This is a genomic window from Psychrilyobacter atlanticus DSM 19335, assembly GCF_000426625.1.
Taxonomy (GTDB): Bacteria; Fusobacteriota; Fusobacteriia; order Fusobacteriales; family Fusobacteriaceae; genus Psychrilyobacter; species Psychrilyobacter atlanticus.
Map to the genome: position 1 here is coordinate 277,601 of NZ_KE384547.1, position 22,939 is coordinate 300,539.

Sequence of the window (22,939 nt, forward strand, 5' to 3'; positions counted from 1 at the left end):
TTTTATTGAATTATTTGAAATTCAGAAAAAACTTAGGAGGAAGCAGTTATGGATTCGTTAAAAGAATTATTTAAGATAGGAAATGGACCATCTAGTTCGCATACTATGGGACCAGAAAGAGCAGCAAAGAGATTTAAAATGGAGAACCCTGATGCAGCTAGTTTTAAGGTAGAATTATACGGATCATTGGCAGCTACTGGTAAAGGTCATTTAACTGACTGGGTTATCGAAGAAACTTTAAAGCCTAAGGCTACAGAAATAGTTTGGATGGCAGATTTTGTTCATGAATTTCATACAAATGGAATGAAATTTATAGCTGTAGATAAAGATGGAAATGATACTAAAGAATGGTTAGTATTCTCTGTTGGAGGAGGAACTATCGTAGAAGATGGTGAATCTAGAGGTGGATCAAATAGAATTTATCCATTAACAACTATGGATGAAGTAATAAAGTGGTGTAAAGAAAATCAAAAAGAATTATGGGAATATGTAGCAGAGATGGAAGATTCTTCTATCTGGGCATTCTTAGAAAGAACTTGGGAAGCTATGGAAGATTCAGTAAAGACAGGACTTTCAAAGACTGGAGTATTACCAGGAACTATTAAATATCCAAGAAAAGCTCAAATGTTCTATAGAAAAGCCAGAAGAGACGATTCAAGAACTAGTTACTTAGGAAAAATATTTGCTTATACATTGGCAGTATCAGAGGAAAACGGTGGAGGAGGAAGAGTAGTTACTGCTCCTACATGTGGTGCCGCTGGTATCATTCCAGGATTATTATATGCACTAAAAGAAGAGCATAACTTATCTAAGGAAGAAACTTTAAGAGGTCTTGCAATTGCAGGATTAATTGGAAACTTAATCAAAGAAAATGCAACTATATCTGGAGCAGAAGGTGGATGTCAAGCTGAAGTTGGAGCTGGATGTGCAATGGCAGCAGGAATGGCAGCATTTATCTTAGGTGGATCTTTAGATCAAATAGAATATGCAGCAGAGATGGCATTAGAGCATCACTTAGGTCTTACATGTGACCCAGTTGGAGGATATGTACAAATTCCTTGTATCGAAAGAAATGCAGCAGCTTCAGTTAGAGCCTTAGATGCAGCTAACTATGCATTATTTACAGATGGTCAGCATACAGTTAGTTTCGATAAAGTAGTACTTACAATGAAACAAACTGGTCTAGACATGAAGAGTGAATATAAAGAAACATCATTAGGTGGATTAGCTAAATTTGATTTTAATGCAAACTGCTAATTAAAAAAATAAAAATTAAGGATATTAAGAGAATATTTTGTATACTTAATTGACTAAGAGGTAGCTCCTATTGGACTGCCTCTTATTTTAATATTAAATTCATTGAAAGAGTTTAAAATCTTTGGTATTATATATAATACTAAAAAAATATGTTTGGGGTTGAGAAGATGAGAATAGATTTTAAAAATGCGGGTAACACAATAGATATGAGAAGTTTCGAATTAATGGCTGAAACTTCTACGACCGATGAATTTAAGAGTTTAATCTTAAATTTAGAGGGGAAAAAAATAGATGAAATAGATGGAAGAATTGAAAAATTTGACATGAAAAATATAGGAAGTTTTTATGAGAATACTGTGGAAAATTATTTGAGAGAACTGTCATCTGTAAAATCTATAAAAAAGGAAAAAATGTCAGAACTGATAAAAAATATTAAAGCAGGAGACACCTCTTCTAGAGAGATCCTAATGGAAGGATCATTAAAATTAGTGGCTAAGACAGCTCTTTATTATTCCAAAGTAGGAACAAGTTATATAGAGTTAGTTCAAGATGGTCTTATGGGGGTAGTTGATGCTATAGAGAACTATGACCTAGAATGTCCTATGGAATTTTCAGAATATATGGAGTTCTGGATAAAATATGAAATGATCCAAAGTAATAAATTAGTTGTAGAAGAATTGAAATCACCAGTAGTCGCTTATTTTAAAAATATGAAGGTAGAGGTATATCAGTCAGAGAATAAAACTGGCGATTCAGAGATAAAAGAGGTAAATGCAGAAGAGATAAAGAGAGTTTTAAATATGGAGATAGAAGAGTTTGAAAATTTACAGAAGATCAGTGATTATGGATTCTTGATAAAAAAAGAAGATAGAGAGGAAGCCGAAGTATATAAGAGTATTGCCGAGGTGGATATGGAGTTAGCAAAGGTGGAAAAATTGATGTCAGTATCTAATTTGGCTAACAAATTTACAGTGAGGGAGATAAAGATCTTGGATCTATACTATGGACTCAGTGGAAAGAGAAAATACTTTGAGGAGATTGGTGAAATATTAGGTATGGAATCATCAAAGGTAAAGACAGAAGTAGAGAAACTTATGATAAAATTAAAGTATAATGGAAAGAAGGAATGGATCGATGAAAATTAAAACTTTAATAAAAACATTGGAAAAAAACTTCCCTAAAAACATAGCTGAATCTTGGGATAATGTTGGTCTTTTAGTTGGAGATGAAGGTAGAGAGATAACCAAGGTGCAAGTTTCATTGGACGCCACAGAAGAGGTTATAGATCATGCCATAGAGGTGGGAGCAAACTTAATTATAACCCATCATCCAATTATATTTAGTGGGATAAAAAATGTTACTTCAAAAAACTTGATGGGTAGAAAGCTCTTAAAATTAATTGAAAATAAGATTGCTGTATACTCTATGCATACTAATCTGGATTCTGCAGAAAGTGGTTTAAATCAATATATATGTGAAAAATTAGGGATAAAAACCTCTAAAATTTTAGATGAAAAAAATATGGATATGTATTTATTATCAGTCTATATAAAGGTAGAGTTTGAAGAGAGGTTAAAATCTAAGGTAGAGGAATTTGGACTGGAGTATAATGGGTATAAAAATGTATATTATACCTCTGATTCTATGGAAAGTTTTGAAAAGGCAGGAGAACAAGAAAAATTTAAAAATCAAAATAAAAAAATAAGTATCTTAGGTGAAAAAGGAAAACTGTCTAATTTATTGAATGAAATAAAAAAAATCCATCCCTATGATGAGGTCCCTTATGAGATGATAAAAACAGAAAATAAGATCTCTTTAGGTGGACTAGGGAGGATATATAGTCTCCCTGAAAAAATTGAATTAGGTAGCTATCTAGAGGAAGTTAAAGATAGATTATCTCTAAATAATGTAAGAGTAGTAGGAGAATTGGATAAAAAAATAAAAAAAATAGCTGTAGTAAATGGTGGAGGAGCTAGTTTTTTAGGTAAATTAGAAAAAATAGGTGTTGACCTTTTTATAACAGGTGATATAAAATATCATGAAGCCTTGGATGCTAGGGAGATGGGGATATCTATCTTTGATATTGGACACTATGAAAGTGAGTATTTTTTTACCGATATAATAGAAAGATATTGTGATGACTTAGAGGTAGAGATCTATAATGATCAGCCTGTATTTAAGAGTTTATAAAATTAGGAGGATCCTATGGTGAAAAGAATAGTATTTCTAATCCTTGTAGTATTTACATTTTCTTTTGGACAAGTGAATGACAGCGGTAACTACTTGACTACAGAAGAGAAGCAGGAGATTGAAAAAAAATTATCAGAGATTGAAAAAAATGGAGATATAGTGTATCATATAAATCTTGGTAGAAAAATGGACGAAAAAGATATTGTTGAGAAGGCGATAATTTTGGACATAATTCCAGACGGGAAAAATGATATTAATGTAAAGTTAAAATTTACCCAGGACATAGATACCAGTGCTTACGAGGAAGAGATCGATAACTTATTGATTGAAGGGGAAGAGGCAATAGTAAAAAAAGAGTATGAAAAATTTATACTAAGTGTTTTGGATGTATCGGAAAAGATTGTGGATGATATAGAAGACGATAAACAAGAGATCCAAAAACAAGAGGTAAAAAAAACATTCATTGAAAATAAATTTGCAGGATTACTGATCTTAATATTTATGGCTATAGCTATTTTTGTAACTTTAAGGTTTATAAAGATGGGTGGAATTAGAAAAAAATAAAATTAACTAATAGTTAATAATTAGGTGTTAGAGTCAGTCGCTGCTGGAGAAATCCAGGGGAGGAACGTCCGGGCTCCACAGGGCAATGAAGGTAGCTAACGGCTGCTGAGGGAAACCTTAAGGAAAGTGCCACAGAAAATAGACCGCCTATGAACTTGTTTTATAGGTAAGGGTGAAAAGGTGGGGTAAGAGCCCACCAGTGCATTCGGAAACGTTTGTAGCTTGGTAAACCCCTTCTGGAGCAAGACCGAAGAAAGGTCATTATGAGACTGCCCGTCTCGATCTTTAGGTGTGTCGCTTGAACCTGTAAGCAATTATAGGTCTAGATAAATGATTGACCAACGACAAAACCCGGCGTATCCTAACACCTATTTATCATAAAATTAAACCCTCCTAAATCAGCTCAGCTGATTTAGGAGGGTTTTTTACATATATTGAATTTAATCATAAGATCTGCCCATTTATTCGGTGAGAATATTTTTATGATATAATAAAAGAAAACTTAGGAGGACATAAGATGAAATATAAGATGATAGTAACTGATATGGATGATACTCTGTTAAACAGTGAGGGAAAGATATCGAGAGAAGATAAAAAGGCTATAATGAAAGCTCAAGAGATGGGTATAAAATTTGTTTTAGCTTCAGGGAGACCTACCTTTGCTATGAAGGAGTTTGCCAAAGAGTTAGAGTTAGATAGATATGGAAGCTATATGCTGAGTTATAACGGAGCTATAATCACTGAGTGTGCTACAGATAAAATATGGTTAGAGGAAAAATTAACTGTAGAAGATGCCCATAAGATATATGATTTATCAAAGGAACATGATGTTCATCTTCTTACCTATGTAGATGAGGAAATTACTGCTGAAACTACAAGTGAATATATAGACGTAGAAGTAGACCTTACAGGGATGCCGTATAGAAAGGTAGATTGTTTTAAATCAACAGTAACTGAACCAGTAGTAAAGTGTATTATGCTGGAAAAACCAGAGTATTTAAAAGAGGTAGAGAAAAAATTAAACGAACTCCTAAAGGGAGAGTACAGCTTAGCTATATCCAAACCATTTTTCTTGGAGGTAATGAAAAAAGGGATTGACAAGGGAGCTAGTCTATTAAAATTAGCTCATAAATTAGATATAAAACCTGAAGAGATTATAAGTGTAGGAGATTCTTATAACGATATGACTATGCTAGAAGTAGTAGGGATGCCAGTGGCTGTAGAAAATGCGAAAGTAGAAGTGAAGAATATGGCGAAGTTTATCTCAACATCTCATAATAATCATGCTTTAAAAACAGTGATTGAAAAATTTATAATTGGTAAAACATTGAATATGTAATAAAATTTTGATAGATTAGTTGAAATATTGAGTCGACTATATCAATAATTATTAAATAAAATAAAAAAAGGTTTAAATCACAATAAAAGTTGATTTAAGCCTTTTTTTGATTATATATAAAGGATTTTTTATAATATTAATGTAGAAATAAAAGTTGACTTTATAACTAGAAAAGTATATACTTTTCTAGAAAGTGACTAGTCAGTCATTTTTTAGGGAGGAGGAGAAAATGGACAATAAAAGCAAAAAAAGAAAAAAAATAATAGAAGTAGCTATAAAGCTTTTTGTAGAAAGGGGATTTCACGGAACTCCTACTAGTTTGATAGCTAAGGAAGCTGGGATAGCTACAGGAACCTTATTTAATTATTTTAAGACCAAGGATATTTTAATAAATGAGATTTTCATAGAGATAAAATTAGAACAAAAAGAGAGTATTTTAAAGGATTTAGATGGAGCAAAAACTTGTAAAATGAAATTAAGGAAAATTTGGAATAATTTAATTGTATGGGGAATAGAAAATTCAGAAGAAAGAAAATTTATAAATTATTTTAGTAATTCTAACTTTATAAGCGACAATACTAAAACAGAAATTCATAAAAATTATAAATTTTTATTGGATATCTTTAGAGAAATTATAGAGAAAAAAGATATGAAAAATATAAATGAACTGATGCTGATACTTAATTTTATGGGAGCTTGTATATTTACAGCAAAATACTTTCATATAACTAATGAGAATTATGATGAGAAATTATCTGATGAACCCTTTGAAAGGTTTTGCAAGAGTATCGAACTAGGTGATGAAGATTAATTATTTTAATGAAGAGGAGAGGAAAAAATGAAGAAGATAATGAGTTTGATGTTAATACTAATAGCATCTTCCCTATGGGGTTCAGAAAAGATGACTTTAAACGAGTCCTTAGATATGGCCTATGAAAATAACTATGAATACCAAAATGTGAAAATCGACAGAGACAATACTGATTTACAGGTAAGAGAAGGATATAAATCAGCTGCTCCTAGGTTGGATTATAGAGGAGGATATACTGCTACAGGAGATGAAAATAAAATGAGTTTGATGGGTGATGGGCCAAAGAGTGATCAAAGGCTTAATCATGAACTTGGAATTACTCAGCCTATCTATAATGGTGGAACGGTAATTGCAGGGATTGAAATTGCTAAGATATCTCAAGAATTGATGACATATAAATTGGCTAAAAGTAAGAGTCAGTTAAAGTTAGGAGTTATAGATGCATATCTAAAAGTGTTGGCTCAAGAAGAAGTTATTAAGGTATACGAAACGTCCTTAGAGGAAGTTAAAGTTGCCTTTGACCAAGCAGAGAGAAAATATCAATTAGACTTAATATCTAAATCTGACTATCTGCCCCTTAAAACACAAGTTATATCTACAGGAACTGACTTGGTAGAAGCCCAGAATCAAGGTGCGATATATATGATTGAGTTTAAAAATATTATCGGGTTACCGATAGATCGGGATATAAAACTACAGGAATTAGAGTTTCAAAAATATGATTTAGATCTGATAGATGTGAATGAAGATGTAAATTACGCTCTTTTAAACAATAAAGACAGCAGAATATCTCAGTTAAATACTAATATAGTCGAGGAACAGGAAAAAATATCCAGATCAGATCTATTGCCGCAAATAAATGCAAGATTGGCTTATAATGCTGAAGATCGTCATTTGAGTGACTCTATGGATAATTGGTATTGGACTGCCGGTGTAGAGGTAAATTGGAGATTATTTGATTTTGGAAAATCTTGGGATGCCTATACAAGAAGTAAGAATGATACAAGGAAAGCTGAGAACACAGAGAGAAAAACTTTAGATGATTTAGAGGTGAATATCAGAACTAACTATATTGATGTAGTTAAATTGAGTGGAACTACAGAGACTAAGGAAGCTGAGTTAGATGCTTCACAAGAAAACTATGATCTGCAAAAAAGAAAGTATAATGAAGGTATTATATCTATAACAGATTATTTAATCTATGAAACCCAGTTAAATGATACGAAATTATCTCTGATTAAAACCAAGTTGGATTATTACTATGCATACGAAAAATATTTAGAAGATTTAAAGTAAAAATTTAATTATTAATTATTGTTTCGCCTATAGGCGAACGGGAGGATAGAATGAATAAAATAATGAAGCAAATGGCTGTATTACTTGTAGCATTGAGTGTAGTAGCCTGTGGGAAAAAAGAGGAGAATATTAAAGAAAAAGAAGAGATTAATTATAAAAACGTAAAGGTTGTAGATGCTGATTTAAGCGAGATAAATAAAGTCGCGGTATCATCTGGATCTTTAGATTCTATAAATGAGATGGAAGAAATCACTAAGAGCAGAGTAGATATTATAAAAATAAATTATAAAAACGGAGATAAAGTAAAGGTAGGAGATGTAGTATTAGTTCTTGAAAATCAAGATGTAAAATCTGCATATTTAGATTCTAAAGCTAGAGTAATCTCAACAAAGGCAGATTACGAAACGCAGAAAACTACCTATAATAAATATGAAGTTCTTTACAATGAAAAATTAATTTCAGAGGAGGAATTTTTGGATGTCAAAAATAAATTGGCTTCCAGTGAAGGAACATACAGGTCTGCTAAGGCGTCACTTTTAACAAATGAAAAAGATTACAATGATCTGACTGTCAAAGCAAAAATAAATGGAACAATAGCAAATTTAGACCTTAAATTATATCAAAAAATAGAGAAAGAACAACCTCTATTTAAGGTAGTGGACAATGACAATTTAAGAATCTTGAGCGGGGTATCCTCTCAGGATGTAGTTGGGTTAAAGACAGGAGCAAGAGCTAATATCTATGTTGAAAATTCTTTGGAATCTGTGCAAGGGTCGTTATATGAGATCAACCCAATAGCTAATCCATCTACTAGAAAATTTGAAGTAAAGATCAAGATGGAAAATAAAGATTCTAAATATAAGCAAGGAATGTTTGCAAGGGTAGAGTTATATACCGGGGAAAAAGAAGGAATACTGGTTCCTAAAAAAGCTGTAATTATTGAAGAGTTGTATTCATATATATTTGTGGTAAATAAGGAAAATATTGAATCAGAAAACTATATAGTGAAAGAGACGAATGAAAGATTAGTAGCCAGAAAGATAAGGGTAAACTTAGGTATCTCCGACGGGGAAAATCAAGAGGTAATAAGCTCAGATTTAAAGGAGTCAAATAAGGTAGTAGTAGTAGGACAGTATTCTCTAAATGATGGAGATTTTATAAAGGAAGAGAATTAGGAGGACGAAAATGGCTATATCATCAGTTGCAATAAGAAGGCCTGTTTCGGTTATCATGCTTATGATAACCATGGTAGGGATGGGTTTGTTAGGATTAAAAAATATGCCAGTAGACTTGATGCCAAATATGAATGTTCCTGTAGTGATGATTCAGACTACTTGGATAGGAGCTACTCCAGAGGATATGGATAGTTTGGTTACCAGAAAAATAGAAGAAGTTATGCCCAATATAGAAGGAATAAAGGAGATGAATTCAACTTCGTCAGAAAATGTATCCTTCGTTGTATTAGAATTTGATTATGGAACAGACACAGATAAGAAAGTAACCGATGTACAGACAGAATTAAATAATATTAGGAATGATCTGCCATCGGATATAGATACTCCCATAGTAAAAAAAGTCCAACCAGGGGGAGAAACGGTAATCGCCGTTACAGTGTCGGCTGAAGATTTAATCTCAGCTAAAAGTTTGGCAGAAAATAGAATTAAGCCTAGATTTCAACAGATTTTAGGTGTTGGAAATGTAGAGGTTTATGGTGGATACGAAAAAGAAGTAAAGGTAGAGGTAGATCCGACTAAGATAGAATCTTACGGAATGAATATCGATGATCTTTACGATATCCTTGCTAAATCGAGTACAAATATTCCAGCTGGAACTGTAGAAGAGGGTGGAAAAAGGTACCTTATTAAAGTAATGACAGAATTAAAAACTGTAGAAGAGGTACAAAATATAGTAATTAGTAATGAAAATGGTAAAGTTTTATATCTGAAAGATGTAGCTGATGTAAAGCTAGGAAATAAAGATGTAGAAAGTTACAATAGGATGAATGGAACTCCTTCAATCTCGATATCAGTAGAAAAATCTACAGATGGAAACTCTGTATCGATTTCAGATGGAGTAAAAGAAGCGATGGAATCTTTATCGCAGACATTACCAGCAGATGTTAAATTAAGTGTATCCTATGATACATCTGTAGATATATCTAACTCTATAAACAATGTAAAAAATAGTGCCATAGCAGGGCTGATCCTTGCTTCAATAGTATTATTTATATTTTTAAAAGATGTTAGAGCTACTGTTATCATAGCTATGGCAATACCATTATCTATTGTAGGAGCATTTTTTCTATTGAATAGTATAGGAGTAGGGCTGAATATAATATCTCTCATGGGATTATCTCTAGGAGTAGGTATGCTGGTAGATAACGGAGTAGTAGTTCTAGATAATATCTATCGACATATGACAGAATTGAAAAAACCTAAGTTTGAATCTGCCAGAGATGGAGCTTCGGAGATGTTAGTACCGATCATAGCTTCTACAGCTACGACAGTTGCGGTATTTTTACCAATAGTAATGACTGAAGGACTGGCTAAGGAAGTATTTTGGGGAATGTCATGGGCAGTTACTTTTTCACTGTTAGCTTCTTTATTAGTAGCTATGACTTTTGTACCTATGATAGCTAATAAAATCTTAAAGGAAAAGGTAGTGGAAGTTCAGGATGGAAAATTCCTTACTTTTATAAAAAAAAGATATGTAAAATTATTATCATTGACATTAAAGCATAAGTTTAAGACTTTATTGGTAGTAATAATAATGTTCTTTGCTATAGTAATACCAGGGATTAAGATAGTTGGAGGAGGATTTATACCTGCAACAGATGACAATGTATATGTAGTAACTGGGGAAACACCACCAGGAGTTACACTAGACAAAGTCGATTCTATTACTAGAAGAGTTGAAAAAATATTAGAAGCTGATAAATATACAAAAAATATAGAAACCTCAGTAGAGAACGATGGATTTTCTATCAATGTAAAGTTGGATCTAAGAAAAGATAGAGATAAATCGGTATTTGAGATAACAGATGTCATAAGGGAAAAATTAAAAGACATTCCCGATGTAGATTTAAATGTAGCTGATGGATATGCTAAGGGACCTAGTAGTGGTGGAAGGGATATAGAATTAGATCTTACATCAGATAATGCAGGTCAATTGGACAGTTTTGCTGAATTAGTCTTTGCAGAGATGAAAAATATGCCGGAAATAGGGGACTTTAAGAGTAGTTTGACTGGAGGAAGTCCTGAGGCTAGAATAGTAATAGATAGAGAAAAGGCAAGATATTACGGTATAAGACCGGCAGATATTAATAAGGTTATTTTCTATCAAGTATTAGGATCTAATCCTATAGATCTTAAAACTGATTTAGAGGAAATCGAAGTAAATGTAATGATGCCTGATGAATATAGAAAATCACTATCTAAATTGATGACAAGTAAATTAAAATTAGATTCAGGAGATATTATCCAGGTTTCTGATGTGGCTCATATAAAGGTAGTAGAAGGACCGGCGGAAAAAGAGAAATTAAATAGAATCAGAAAGGTAACCTTGAGTGCAAACTTAAGAGGTGGAAACAACAGTAAGACGGTTGAAAGACTGATTACAGAGAAGATAGAGGAATTAGGTGTACCAACTAGTGTAAGTTATAGATTTGGTGGAGATAACCAAAGAACTGCTGAGATGATGGAACAACTAGCTAACTCAATGCTCATAGCAATATTCTTAATCTTTGTAATATTGGCTTCTCAATTTGAATCATTGGTATTACCGTTTATAATCATGGGGTCTGTACCGCTATCTATAATGGGTGTATATGCAGGACTTATAATTACAGGAAAAGAATTTAATGTAATGGTAATGGTAGGAATTATCATGTTAGCTGGTATAGTAGTTAATAATGCCTTAGTATTGATTGACTATATAAAGTTATTGATTGCAAGAGGTAGTGAAAGAAGAACAGCGGTCTTAGAAGCTGGTAGAACAAGATTGAGACCAATTCTTATGACGACTTTAACAACTATGTTAGGTATGCTGCCGTTAGCCTTAGGAATAGGTCAAGGGTCTGAGATGTATCAAAGTATGGCTATAGCTGTAATCTTTGGATTGATGGTTTCAACATTGTTAACACTGATAATAATACCAGTACTCTATGAATTAGTAGAGAATGGGGTAGATAGATTAAAAAATAGATTCAAAAAGAAAAGTTAAAAGGGGAAAATATTAAATTATAGTAGTTATTACTAAAAAACAGAAGATATATATAGATAAACCTCTGTGGGTCTGATTATTTACTCAGTATAATTTGTGTTCTAGAAAAAAATGAATTTGTAAGTGGGTAATTCATGAATTACCCACAAAGAGCTGTCGCAAACGACAAGGGGGAGATTCTATGGAATTAAAGGGAGAATATAAAGAGCTCAGAGTATTGTTTGATGGATCTTTAGAAGAAGTGATATTGGAAGAATTGAAAAATAGTGATGTTATAAAATATGCTATTATTCCAAAGCTGAAGGTGTCATGGCAGAAAGGTATAAAACATCTCAATACCCATGTTTGGCCTGGAGAGGATGAAGTTTTATTGGTTATAGCAGAAAGAGAGAGATGTTATGAACTGGTGGAAAAATTTTCGAACTTAAAAGAACGTTTAGATTATAATATAACTTTTGACATCTCAGTAAGGGCACTAGAATATATTAATGTTTAGATAAAGTGAGGGTATTTATTGCCCTCACTTTAAATTTTTTAGAGCTCTAAGATTTAATGGTTATACAGATATGGAAATGAAATTAGCAATATTTAAATTAAAATTCTTAATTATTTTAACCTTTGTGTAATGAAAATGGAAATATGTTTCAAAAAAAACAAAATAAAACAAAAAAATCTTGAAATTTGACACTTGGTTGGTTATAATACAGTGATGAAAAAAATCAAGAATATGTAGGAGGGATGTTGTGAAAAAATCGATTTTAGCGATTTCTGAGAGAAAGGAAATTTTAAAACAGGTAAGAAAAGAATTGTTAGGTGAATATGAAGTAATTACTTTTAATAATTTTTTAGATGGGTTAGATATGTTGAGGGAAAGTGATTTTGATATTATTTTATTAGATCAAAATATGACATGGTTTACCTTTACTGAGGTAAGAAGAAAATTAAATGGTATAGGAAAAGATTTTGTAGTAGTAGGACTAATAGAGGAAGAGACTGAAGAAGTATTAAAAGACTTAAGAGGTGCTGATATCTACAACTACCTATTAAAACCTTTATGTATAAAGGAATTTAATAAGTTAATTTTCCCGGCTTTACAAAGCTTGTCTATATTAAAGGAAAAAAGAAAATTAGAAAAAAAATTATCTGATACAGAAGAAATACAAGAGATTGTAGGACAAAGTACTAAGATAAAAGAAATTAAAAACTTAATAGATAAGATAGCAGAAAGTGATCTTACTGTTCTTGTAAGTGGAGAAAATGGTGTAGGGAAAGAACTTATAGCGGCAGAAATCTATAAAAAATCTGACAGAAGAAAGAAAAATTTCATGGTAATTAGTTGTGCTTCGATGTCTTCTGATATAATAGAGTCAGAGTTATTTGGATATGAAAGAGATGTTTTCCCAGGATCTGGTTCAGGTAAAGTAGGAATCTTAGAGGAAGCTGACGGAGGAACGGTATTCTTAGATGAAATTACAGGTTTAGATATCAAGGCTCAAGCAAAATTACTTAGAGTAATAGAGTATGGTGAGTTCAGAAGAGTAGGAGGAAATAAAACTAAGAAAGTAGATATTAGATTTATTGTTTCTACAAATAAGAACCTTAAAACAGAAGTTGAGAGTGGGAAATTTAGAAGTGATCTATACCATAGATTGACAGCTTTCCCTATCGAGATGGCACCATTAAGAGAGAGGAAAGACGATATCCCTTTATTAGCTAACTATTTCTTAAATAAGATAGTTGTAGATATTCATAGAGAGATGCCTATAATTTCAAGTGATACAATGAAATATCTTATGGAATACTCATATCCTGGAAATATCAGAGAGTTAAAGAATATAATTGAAAGAATGATTATATTATCAACTGATAGAGTAATCGGAGTAGAAGATCTTCCATTAGAGATCAAGATGAAATCAGATACACTTGAAAATAAAACAATAATTGGATTAGGTCCATTAAAAGAAATATTAGAAAAAGAGCTTTATAATTTAGCAGATGTTGAGAAAGTAGTAATAGCTACAGCTTTACAAAAGACTAGATGGAATAAACAAGAAACAGCTAAGTTATTAGGAATAGGTAGAACTACATTATATGAAAAGATCAGAAGATACAAATTAGATCAAAAAGGATAGTACTAAAATAGAAATGGGGGAATATAATGGCAATTAGAAGTTTGAGAAAAAAGATGAGACCTGTAATTTGGATGATTACAATAGGATTTTTCATCTCAATGTTAACTGTAATAGTTAGTAATATCAGCATGGGATTAAAAAACAAAAGATATGCTTTTAAAGTAAATGGAACTAAAGTAGCAATTACTGAATTAGAAAGAGGAATCAATAATATCAGTAATCAATATAGTCAATATTTTACAACTCCTCTGGACAGGGAAGAAGCTAAGATATTGGCAGTAGATAACATCTTAACTAATGAAATTTTGAAAGAAATCGGGGATGACCTTAAAGTTAAAGTAAGTGGTTCAGAAGTAAAGGTAAAGGTTGGTGCTATAGAGACGCAAATTCCAGATAAAGAGCAATTTAAAAGGATGTTAAGTGCACAAGGCTATACTAAGAAAAGCTTTGAACAATCTATTAAAGATTCAATCTTAGTAGAAAAAACTAGAGATAAAATAGTTGAAAAGACTAAAATTCTAGAAGACGAGAAAGCAGCTCAATATGAAAAAGACAGATATAGTGAATATTTAGGAAAAACTTATGAGGAAGCAAAACCTCTTATTGAAAAAAAATTAAAGGAAACAAATGGAAATAAAGAGTTAATTAGGCTTATAGAAGCAGCTAAAAAAACAGCTGAAATAGATGATATCAGGGAAAATTATGGTAATGTCACACCTACTGTAGAGTTTGAAGAAAATGGATTTAAGATAACTAATATAGATATCATAAAAGGTGCATTGTACCAATCTTTTTATGGAGTTAAAGACTATAATGAAGCAAAAGTTAAATCTATAGCTGATATAAAAAATGAGATTAAGTTAGCGAAAATAGCAATGGATAGAGGGGCTAAAAAAGATGAAACTCTACCAACTATGAATCAAATAATGGATCTTAAATTACAGCTTGTAGACAACATCAAAGGAAACATTGTAGCCGATGATGCAACTATCAAAAAGTTTTTTAATAAAAATAAAGAGGTCTATAATGTAGAGGCTAGTGCCGATGCAAATATAATTAATTTTGTTGTAAATCCAACAGATTTAGACATGGAAGAAGCTAAAGAAAGAGCCAATAAAATTTTGAAAGAAGTAGATGCAGCTAATTTTTCTGAGATGGCTAAAAAATACTCAGAGGGACCAAGTGCACCAAATGGTGGAGATTTAGGATGGTTTGGAAAGGGTCAAATGATTCCTGAATTTGAAACAGCAGCTTTTAAATGTGAAGTTGGAAAAGTGTATCCAGAAGTTGTTAAATCAAAGTTTGGATATCACATTATCTTTGTAGAAAACAAAAATGAGGAAAAAGGGCAGGTTAAAGCATCTCATATCCTAATAAAGGTAACTTCAGGGGAAGAAACTTTTAAAAAAGTGATGGGAACTGCTGAAACAGTAGCTGAAGAGTTAAAAACTAACACATTAAATTTTGAAGACGCTACTAAAAAGTCATATTCAAAGCATAAAGTTTCAGAGTATTTAGATATAAAGAAAGATGGATACATCAAACTTTTAGGATATGATGACCTATTAGCTAAAAAAATATTTGAATCAAATTTAGATGAAGTCAATATAATAAAGACTGAAAAAGGGATCTATGTATTTCAAAAGACAAAGGAAATAAAATTTGAAGAAGCTAATTTTGACAAAGTAAAAGATAGAGTAGTCTATGATTACAAAAATCAAAAATTAATGGAAGAGATGAAAAAATTATAGTTAATGAAAAAGATATAGATACTTTCTATATCTTTTTTTTATTTGAAAAAAGAAAATTTTAAGTGTAAACTATAAAAGTTAGTAAAATAACATCCAGGCATTTTTTGCTCTAATTTTGTTTGAAAATGATACAAAATTAATCTTTACATAGCTAAAAAAATGTACTATTATTAATACATATTAAATAATAAAAAATTCAGGAGGAGAACATGACTAGAATAGTAGAAATTTTAGGAAGAGAAATATTAGACTCAAGAGGAAACCCAACAGTAGAGGTTGACGTAATCTTAGAATGTGGATCAATGGGAAGAGCAGCAGTGCCTTCAGGAGCATCAACAGGAGAAAGAGAAGCGGTTGAATTAAGAGATGGAGATAAAGCTAGATACCTTGGAAAAGGATGTTTAAAAGCTGTAGAAAATGTAAACACTGAAATCAGAGAGGCTGTTTTAGGAATGGACGCAACTGATCAAGTAGCTGTAGATAAAAAGATGATTGCTTTAGACGGAACTAAAACAAAAGCAAGATTAGGAGCAAACGCAATATTAGGTGTATCTTTAGCAACTGCAAAAGCTGCAGCAAATGCTTTAGGACAACCTTTATATAAATACTTAGGTGGAGCAAACGCAAAAGACTTACCATTACCAATGATGAACATCTTAAATGGTGGATCACATGCTGACTCAGCTGTAGATGTACAAGAATTCATGGTACAACCAGTAGGAGCTACATCATTTAGAGAAGGATTAAGAATGGGAACAGAAGTATTCCATCACTTAGGGAAAATCTTAAAAGCTAACGGAGATTCTACAAACGTAGGAAACGAAGGTGGATATGCACCATCTAAAATAGAAGGAACTGAAGGAGCTTTAGACATCATCATAGAAGCTATCAAAGCTGCTGGATATGAGCCTGGAAAAGACATCACTTTAGCATTAGATGCTGCTGCATCTGAATTCTGTGAAGGTGGAGAAGATGGAGAAAAGTTATACAACTTCAAAAGAGAAGGCGGAGTTAAGAGAACAACTACTGAAATGGTAGCATGGTATGCAGAATTAGTAGAAAAGTATCCTATAACATCTATCGAAGATGGATTAGACGAAAATGACTGGAAAGGTTTCGCATCTATGAGAGAAAAGATGGGAGATAAAGTTCAAATAGTTGGAGACGATTTATTAGTAACTAACACTGAATATTTAGAAAAAGGAATAGAGTTAAAATCTGCAAACTCTATCTTAATCAAATTAAATCAAATCGGTACATTAACTGAAACTTTAGAAGCTATCGAGATGGCTAAGAAAGCAGGATGGACTGCTGTAGTATCTCATAGATCTGGAGAAACTGCTGATGATACAATCGCTGACGTTGCAGTAGCAACTAACGCAGGTCAAATCAAAACTGGTTCTGCATCAAGATCAGATAGAATGGCTAAATACAATCAATTATTAAGAATTGAAGAGCAATTAGGAGAATCTGCTGTATACCAAGGTATGGGAGTATTCTACAACTTAAATAAATAATTTTTTAAAGGTGCCTTAGGGCACCTTTTTTTCTTGGGCAATTTGCAGAAGAGGGGAAAAAATCGTATAATAGGAGTATTATTATGATTACAAATTTAAATTAATTTTTTTTAATTTAGTTTAGTTATAGGAAAAAATAAAATATACACGTATTATGTATATATTAAGATACTATGAAAGTGATTAATGGATTAAATATGAATTAAGAGCAAAAGTGAGGTAAGAGATGCAGTGGTTAGTTTTGTTAGTAGGATTAATTATAGGAAGCTTTTTAAATGTTTGCATTTACAGGATACCGAAGGGGGAAAGCGTAGCATTTCCCCCTTCTCATTGTCCGGCGTGCGGTCATAAAATTAGGTGGTATGAGAACATCCCAGTATTCTCCTATATCTTTATTTTGAGAGGAAAATGCAGTGAATGCAAAGAAAAGATATCTATTCAATATCCTATTGTAGAATTTATAACAGGTATTTTATTCTACATCTTTTTTTTGAGGTTTGGGTTAGGGATATTAGGAATAAAATATTTAATGTTTATATGCCTTCTGGTTATAGGTATCTGGGTGGACTTTACCCATTATTATATCCCGGATAGAATTAGTCTATCTATTTTTATAATAGGAATCATGACTTCTTTCTTCACTATTGGATTTGAAAGAAGTATTTTAGGGGCAGGAAGTTTTGCACTGTTCTACATAGTTTTATACGGCTTTGGAGAGAGTTTTGGCTATGAAATAATGGGGTTTGGAGATGTAAAGTTAGCCATGGGTATAGGAGCAATGATAGGATATTTCAGTCTGTATCAAGTTTTTATATTTTTAAATATTGCATTTATCTCAGGAGCAGTAATTGGTGTGGGATTGATTCTTTTGAAGAAAAAAACAAGAAAGGACATAATGCCTTTTGGACCTTATATAGCAATAGCAGGTTTAGTGATAGGATATTTGAGTTAGCCCATAGGAGGTGAAATGATGATCCGAGAAAAAATAGAAAATAAAAGGAATAAAAAAAAAATAGGATATAGTTTGATAGAAGCTTTAGTAGCTTTGGGAGTATTGCTTTTAGGGATAGTACCAGTAGTAACTGTAGCAACACAAGCTATATTATTTCATCATAAAGCCTCTGAAACAGAGGAGGCAGCGAGAATCAGCCAGACTATGATAGACTATATAAAATCCAGAGGATACAATAATTTAGATGTATTACCAGGGAGAAAATATTCTTTGAGTTCTGTAAGTGGAGGAGCTTTTACTGTAGATGGTTTTGGGAATAAAGGAGGAAGCATCGGAGATTTTTCTATCTCTCAAGATTTAGTTTTGTTAAACTCTAAAGGGGTAAATCTGAATCAGGTTAATTTTTATGTGGTTATGGATAAGGATAAAGACATAGTAAAATTAAAAAAGAGTGATGGAAATAATGATACTTATACAGATCCTCTTACAGGTGAAACTCCAGCCAGTCCAAAAGACATGTATAAAGATGACATTGTCTATGGAAAATTTATTTTTGGATTTGGAAAAGATGGTCAATCAACGGATACTGGCAGGGAAAAAGAGATGGAAACGACATTTATAATAACTCCTATAGAAAATTGGAAGTGATAATATGAAAAAAAGTGGATTTAGTTTAGTAGAGATAATAGTAGTAACAGCCATAATGGGGATAGTTATGTTAATATTTTCTCCTATGATAGATGCCTTTATAGGTGCTCAAGATAGACTTTATAATCAGTCCAAGGTAGACAGTCGTTTGAATGAGGTAGTGGAGTTTATAAAAAGAGATGTAAGGAATGCAAGAAGCGACAGTAATTTAGGTGGGGAACCAGTGGGAGTTTTTGATAGCGATGATATTTTGATAACTGACGGTTCTAAAGGGAAAAAAGTAATTATAAAAACTACAGATCTAAGTGGGAATCCTAAATTCATTCAATACGCTGTAGATGGAAGTACTTTGAAATTAAATTCAACAGATTCTTTTACAAAAACAATAGGAAGTAGTGTTGTGTTAAGTAATATAGAAATGGGGGAATTTAAATACCAAGATAAGGTATTGCTTTTTTATTTTAAGATAGACCTGCCTGATAGATTGGATGGCAAAATAAGGAATGAAGTTAGAGATGTTGGAATTACAAGGATAAATTTACAATAACGTTTTTCTTTAAAAAATTAAAAAAAAGGAGCGGGGGATATGAAAAAGAAAGGTTCAGCTTTAATCCTGTCTATATTGATGCTCTCATTTTTTATGACAATTACCCTGACCATGTATTATATAGCAAGAAATAGAAATAAGCGGTCAATATATAAGATAAAAGGAATGAGGATTAGCAGTGGTTTAGATAGTGGATCAGCTATAGCTCACTATGAGCTCTATTTGGCTGATGAATATGTGAGTAAGGGACATCCATATGGCATAGTAACAACAACTTCCTACGGAGCATATAAAGTAGATAATTACACTGGATTACCTTCTGGGACAAAACAATATACTCAAGAAGTTACCTCTGGAAGTGAAATAATAGTAATACCTATAACGGGAGAGCATTATACAGGTGTTGTCTTAAATAATTACAATGAATATTTTGGAGCACGTTGGGATGTGTCAACAGGGTCCGCTATGGAAGTAACATCAGGAGCAACTATAACACCAGAACAATCAGTTCAGCCCTGGATAGCAGAGGATAAAATAAGTGTTTCTCCAGCTGGAATACTTCTAAGCCGTGCTTGGCTGAATAATACTGGGGAAAAAATAGTGAGATTATGGACAGAAACAACAGGAAGTGCAATAAGTGTAGGAGGGTATAGGCTGATAGATATAAGTGGGACGGATAAAGACGGAAGTTCGGTAGTGGCACCGTTAGAGTCAAGTACATTAGATTCTACTACATCAACTTCTATAGATCTGACTTATGAGAAAATAGTGGCTGTCTCTGTCTCTGGAATAGGGGAAGAAAACTATAGAATAACCTATATAGAAGGGGTGGAAGTCACTCCTAGTGGCAGCAGTATAATAATAGATAAGGATGAATTAAAAAATATGACGGTAGAGAAGTTAAAATAAAAAAGGGGGGAGGATCTATGTTTGAGTTTAAGGTTGATGGAGCTTTAGATATAGGAAACAGTGGAATAAAGGCGGCACTCTACAAGAATAAGAGGATAGATAAGATTAGTTATGTTGATTATTTAGATATGGCTGAAGAAAAAATAGTAGCTCTACAAGAATCATTAGAAATACTAGCTAAAAAAATAAATCTAAAGGGAAAAAATTTAATAGTAACTATTCCTGCTTCTAAATTTTATGTGAAAACATTGGAATATAATAATAATAAAGAAGACGGTGCAGAGGCTGATCTAGAGACTAAAATAGAAGAGGATCTTGAGGATATAATCTCAGGCTATACAAAGGATGAGTTTATTACCCAGGTAGAGACTGTTTATGAAACAGATATCTATAAAAAATTATTGGTAATTACAATTCCCATAGAAGAAGTTGAAAAAATTCTGGGGATTTTAAGTCATTTTAAAATAAGAGTCTTAAAAATAATTCCAGATTTTATTGCTCTTAATAACTTGGTGGATATCTTGGATCAAAAATCAGAGGAAGAGACAAACGAAAACATAATGATCGTTGATATAGGAGGAGAAACCAGCAAAATATTTATGAGTACACTGGGAACCTTAAATATGCTGAGGATCGTAGGGATAGGCGGAAATGATTTTACTGAAATAATAAAAGATCATGAGATGTTAGATTATGAAGGTGCAGAGCTAGAGAAACAGCAGTTGGAATTAGGTGATGATGAGAATAGAAAATATAAAACTCAGGGTGAGGTGTCGATGTTTAAGGATTTGACATCGGTGGTGAATGAATTAACTACTCAGATACATAATTCTCTGGAATATTTCAATTCTAATTTGACTGAAGGAAGGATAAGTAAAATTTTCTTAACTGGAGGGGGAGCCCTTATAAAGGGATTTAAAACTTATTTTGATGATGCCTTTGATCTCCCTTGTCAGGAGCTAGATTTAAATTTATTGAATTTAAACTATAAAAATTTAGAGGACAGGGAACTATTATCGACTTTTAAAATAACTACCCTTATGGGAGCCTTAATAAAAGAGGTGGGATAGATGAATCAAATGAATTTTTTAACTAAAGAGTATAAAAATAGATTAGAGATAGAGGAGCATTTCAGAAAATGTTTAGGTGTTTTTATAGGAGTATTTTTACTTCTTTATGTAGTATCCTTTGGTATTGGAAGGGTAGAGCATTCTGTTCAAAAGAAAATAAATATTGAAGCTGCAGAGATAGCACAAAATAATAAAAGGATAAAACAATTGACCTTAGACTCTAAAAAAGAAACTAATGTAGGAGTGAAAATAGAAATTATAGAGGATATTTTTTCTCAAAAAAACTTAAGGGTGTCGGAGATCTTTCGTTCATTGGAAGGGAATGTTCCTAAAAATGTATGGATTCAAAGTTTGGTTTATGAGGGGAAAGAGGTAAGAATAAAAGGTTTTTCTTTTAAAGATAATAAATCTAAAAGTTCAGAGGACAACGCTTACTTCTTTGAAGAAAGGATGTTAGATAGTAAACTGTACAGGAGTGTAACTTTAAATTATTTGAAAAAATCAAATAAATACGGGGAAAAAATAAATGAATTTGAATATGTATTGGTATTAGAATAGATACTTTTATATAATTAGGGGTTGAGTGGTATGGATTTATTTGGGAAAGAGATAAATATTAATATTGATAAAAAACAAACTAAATTACTCTTGATCATAGGAACAATCATAGGTATAATTTTTCTTATTTTTTCCTTGGTGATATCACCTATAGGAAGAGTCTTTGATAAAAAAGAGGAGTTATTGAGAACTAAGCAGGAGAAAATATCGACTGAACAAAATTTAAAATTATTTGAAAAGAAGTATGAAAGGATAAAGATAGAGAGGGCTAATCAAAAATATAGGTTAGAAGAGCTGTTAGAAGAATTTAGGCAGTATAGCTTTAAAGACGAGGCTAGATTAAAGCAGATGATACAGGATATATTAGATCATTTAAATATAGAATTATTAGAGATTGGAAAGACAGAAATTGTTGAAATCGAAGGAAATAAAGAATATAAAAGGAATTTAATACCATATAAAATAACTGGAAAAGGTAGAGATATAGCATTGTTTTTTTATTATCTGGAGAACTCTAAAACTCTCCTCACTTTGAAAAAAAGCAGGTTAGAGGTAGTGAGCAAACCATTTAATAAGGGAGATGACAACACTGGCCTGATAGAAGTAAAGTTTAAGCTTGGATACTATGATATTACCAATGGAAATAAAGGAGGTAATGATGAAAACTAATATATTATTTATAATGTTTGCAGGATTCATCTTTATCTCCTGTGGGAAGAAGGAGGAGAAAAAAGTTCTAGATATACCGGTAAAAAAAGAGGTGATAGAAGTAGTTAAAGTAACGACACCTCCTGTAATAGAGGTACCAGAGGAAGTAAATCCATTATCTAAATATGTTTCCGATGAAGTTTATAATGAAGGGGTTAAAATTTTTTACGATGATGAAGAGAGTATGTTTATGGAAGATACAGATGAATTTTCTGGAAGTTATGAGGAATTCAAGGCATATGTTGAAGCAAGATTTAAACCAACCATGTTGATAACGCAAAACGGGGTAAATTCAGCAGTGGTCTATTATTTAGAAGAGGGCTCTAAAAATAGAGCTATGATAAGCGGGCTTGAAATGATTGAAATAGAAGATATAACATACTATATAAGAGTATTTAAGGATAGGATAGAAATAAAACAGGGGAAGAATGGAAGAGCCGTTCCCCTATATTTAAGGGAAAGGTGATGA

The 22,939-nt window shown here is 32.1% G+C and carries 21 protein-coding genes and 1 other RNA gene; all 22 read left to right on the plus strand.

Annotation, left to right across the window (positions count from 1 at the left end):
* The first annotated feature begins 48 nt into the window (after positions 1 to 48).
* The 22 genes from K337_RS0101760 (at position 49) to K337_RS0101860 (ending at position 22,936) form a co-directional block, all read left to right on the plus strand.
* Positions 49 to 1,257: an L-serine ammonia-lyase, iron-sulfur-dependent, subunit alpha gene (locus K337_RS0101760; RefSeq protein WP_028855053.1), complete on the plus strand. Its 1,209-nt coding sequence runs from the start codon at positions 49 to 51 to the stop codon at positions 1,255 to 1,257.
* A 167-nt stretch (positions 1,258 to 1,424) separates the two neighbouring features.
* Positions 1,425 to 2,402 (plus strand): sigma-70 family RNA polymerase sigma factor, encoded by a 978-nt coding sequence (locus K337_RS0101765; protein WP_028855054.1) that lies wholly within the window; start codon positions 1,425 to 1,427, stop codon positions 2,400 to 2,402.
* Entirely contained in the window at positions 2,392 to 3,447 is a 1,056-nt protein-coding gene (locus tag K337_RS0101770) for a Nif3-like dinuclear metal center hexameric protein (RefSeq protein ID WP_028855055.1), read from the plus strand. Before K337_RS0101765 ends, K337_RS0101770 begins: the two co-directional genes overlap by 11 nt.
* A 15-nt stretch (positions 3,448 to 3,462) precedes the next feature.
* A complete protein-coding gene (locus tag K337_RS0101775) occupies positions 3,463 to 4,011 on the plus strand; it encodes a hypothetical protein (RefSeq protein WP_028855056.1) in 549 nt (182 codons plus the stop codon).
* Positions 4,012 to 4,032: 21 nt separating this feature from the next.
* Positions 4,033 to 4,386, plus strand: an RNA gene (gene rnpB / locus K337_RS19255) — RNase P RNA component class A.
* A gap of 142 nt (positions 4,387 to 4,528) precedes the next feature.
* Positions 4,529 to 5,350, plus strand: a complete 822-nt coding sequence (locus K337_RS0101780; RefSeq protein WP_028855057.1) for a Cof-type HAD-IIB family hydrolase — start codon at positions 4,529 to 4,531, stop codon at positions 5,348 to 5,350.
* A gap of 229 nt (positions 5,351 to 5,579) precedes the next feature.
* Positions 5,580 to 6,161, plus strand: coding sequence for a TetR/AcrR family transcriptional regulator (locus K337_RS17455; protein ID WP_051251561.1), 582 nt, complete (start codon positions 5,580 to 5,582; stop codon positions 6,159 to 6,161).
* A gap of 27 nt (positions 6,162 to 6,188) precedes the next feature.
* Positions 6,189 to 7,457, plus strand: coding sequence for a TolC family protein (locus tag K337_RS0101790; protein WP_028855058.1), 1,269 nt, complete (start codon positions 6,189 to 6,191; stop codon positions 7,455 to 7,457).
* Positions 7,458 to 7,507: 50 nt separating this feature from the next.
* Positions 7,508 to 8,632 (plus strand): efflux RND transporter periplasmic adaptor subunit, encoded by a 1,125-nt coding sequence (locus tag K337_RS0101795; RefSeq protein ID WP_028855059.1) that lies wholly within the window; start codon positions 7,508 to 7,510, stop codon positions 8,630 to 8,632.
* Between the two features lie 10 nt (positions 8,633 to 8,642).
* Positions 8,643 to 11,678: an efflux RND transporter permease subunit gene (locus tag K337_RS0101800; protein ID WP_028855060.1), complete on the plus strand. Its 3,036-nt coding sequence runs from the start codon at positions 8,643 to 8,645 to the stop codon at positions 11,676 to 11,678.
* Positions 11,679 to 11,859: 181 nt separating this feature from the next.
* A complete protein-coding gene (locus tag K337_RS17460) occupies positions 11,860 to 12,174 on the plus strand; it encodes a PG0541 family transporter-associated protein (protein ID WP_051251562.1) in 315 nt (104 codons plus the stop codon).
* A 247-nt stretch (positions 12,175 to 12,421) separates the two neighbouring features.
* Entirely contained in the window at positions 12,422 to 13,810 is a 1,389-nt protein-coding gene (locus K337_RS0101810) for a sigma-54 dependent transcriptional regulator (RefSeq protein WP_028855061.1), read from the plus strand.
* 26 nt (positions 13,811 to 13,836) lie between these two features.
* Positions 13,837 to 15,561: a peptidylprolyl isomerase gene (locus tag K337_RS0101815; RefSeq protein ID WP_028855062.1), complete on the plus strand. Its 1,725-nt coding sequence runs from the start codon at positions 13,837 to 13,839 to the stop codon at positions 15,559 to 15,561.
* 209 nt (positions 15,562 to 15,770) lie between these two features.
* Positions 15,771 to 17,078: a phosphopyruvate hydratase gene (eno, locus tag K337_RS0101820; RefSeq protein WP_028855063.1), complete on the plus strand. Its 1,308-nt coding sequence runs from the start codon at positions 15,771 to 15,773 to the stop codon at positions 17,076 to 17,078.
* Between the two features lie 226 nt (positions 17,079 to 17,304).
* A complete protein-coding gene (locus tag K337_RS0101825; protein WP_028855064.1) occupies positions 17,305 to 18,030 on the plus strand; it encodes a prepilin peptidase in 726 nt (241 codons plus the stop codon).
* A 15-nt stretch (positions 18,031 to 18,045) separates the two neighbouring features.
* On the plus strand, positions 18,046 to 18,678 hold the full coding sequence (locus K337_RS0101830; RefSeq protein ID WP_156877294.1) for a hypothetical protein: 633 nt from the start codon (positions 18,046 to 18,048) through the stop codon (positions 18,676 to 18,678).
* Between the two features lie 4 nt (positions 18,679 to 18,682).
* On the plus strand, positions 18,683 to 19,225 hold the full coding sequence (locus tag K337_RS0101835; RefSeq protein WP_028855066.1) for a PulJ/GspJ family protein: 543 nt from the start codon (positions 18,683 to 18,685) through the stop codon (positions 19,223 to 19,225).
* Positions 19,226 to 19,264: 39 nt separating this feature from the next.
* Positions 19,265 to 20,134 carry a hypothetical protein gene (locus tag K337_RS0101840; protein WP_028855067.1) on the plus strand — a complete coding sequence of 290 codons (870 nt, stop codon included), beginning with the start codon at positions 19,265 to 19,267 and terminating at the stop codon, positions 20,132 to 20,134.
* A 17-nt stretch (positions 20,135 to 20,151) separates the two neighbouring features.
* Positions 20,152 to 21,204: a pilus assembly protein PilM gene (pilM, locus tag K337_RS0101845; RefSeq protein WP_028855068.1), complete on the plus strand. Its 1,053-nt coding sequence runs from the start codon at positions 20,152 to 20,154 to the stop codon at positions 21,202 to 21,204.
* Positions 21,205 to 21,762, plus strand: coding sequence for a PilN domain-containing protein (locus tag K337_RS0101850; RefSeq protein WP_028855069.1), 558 nt, complete (start codon positions 21,205 to 21,207; stop codon positions 21,760 to 21,762).
* 30 nt (positions 21,763 to 21,792) lie between these two features.
* The gene (locus K337_RS0101855) at positions 21,793 to 22,431 is read left to right on the plus strand and encodes a hypothetical protein (RefSeq protein ID WP_028855070.1); all 639 of its coding nucleotides are present in this window, start codon (positions 21,793 to 21,795) and stop codon (positions 22,429 to 22,431) included.
* Positions 22,421 to 22,936 (plus strand): hypothetical protein, encoded by a 516-nt coding sequence (locus tag K337_RS0101860; RefSeq protein ID WP_028855071.1) that lies wholly within the window; start codon positions 22,421 to 22,423, stop codon positions 22,934 to 22,936. Before K337_RS0101855 ends, K337_RS0101860 begins: the two co-directional genes overlap by 11 nt.
* Positions 22,937 to 22,939: the final 3 nt, after the last annotated feature.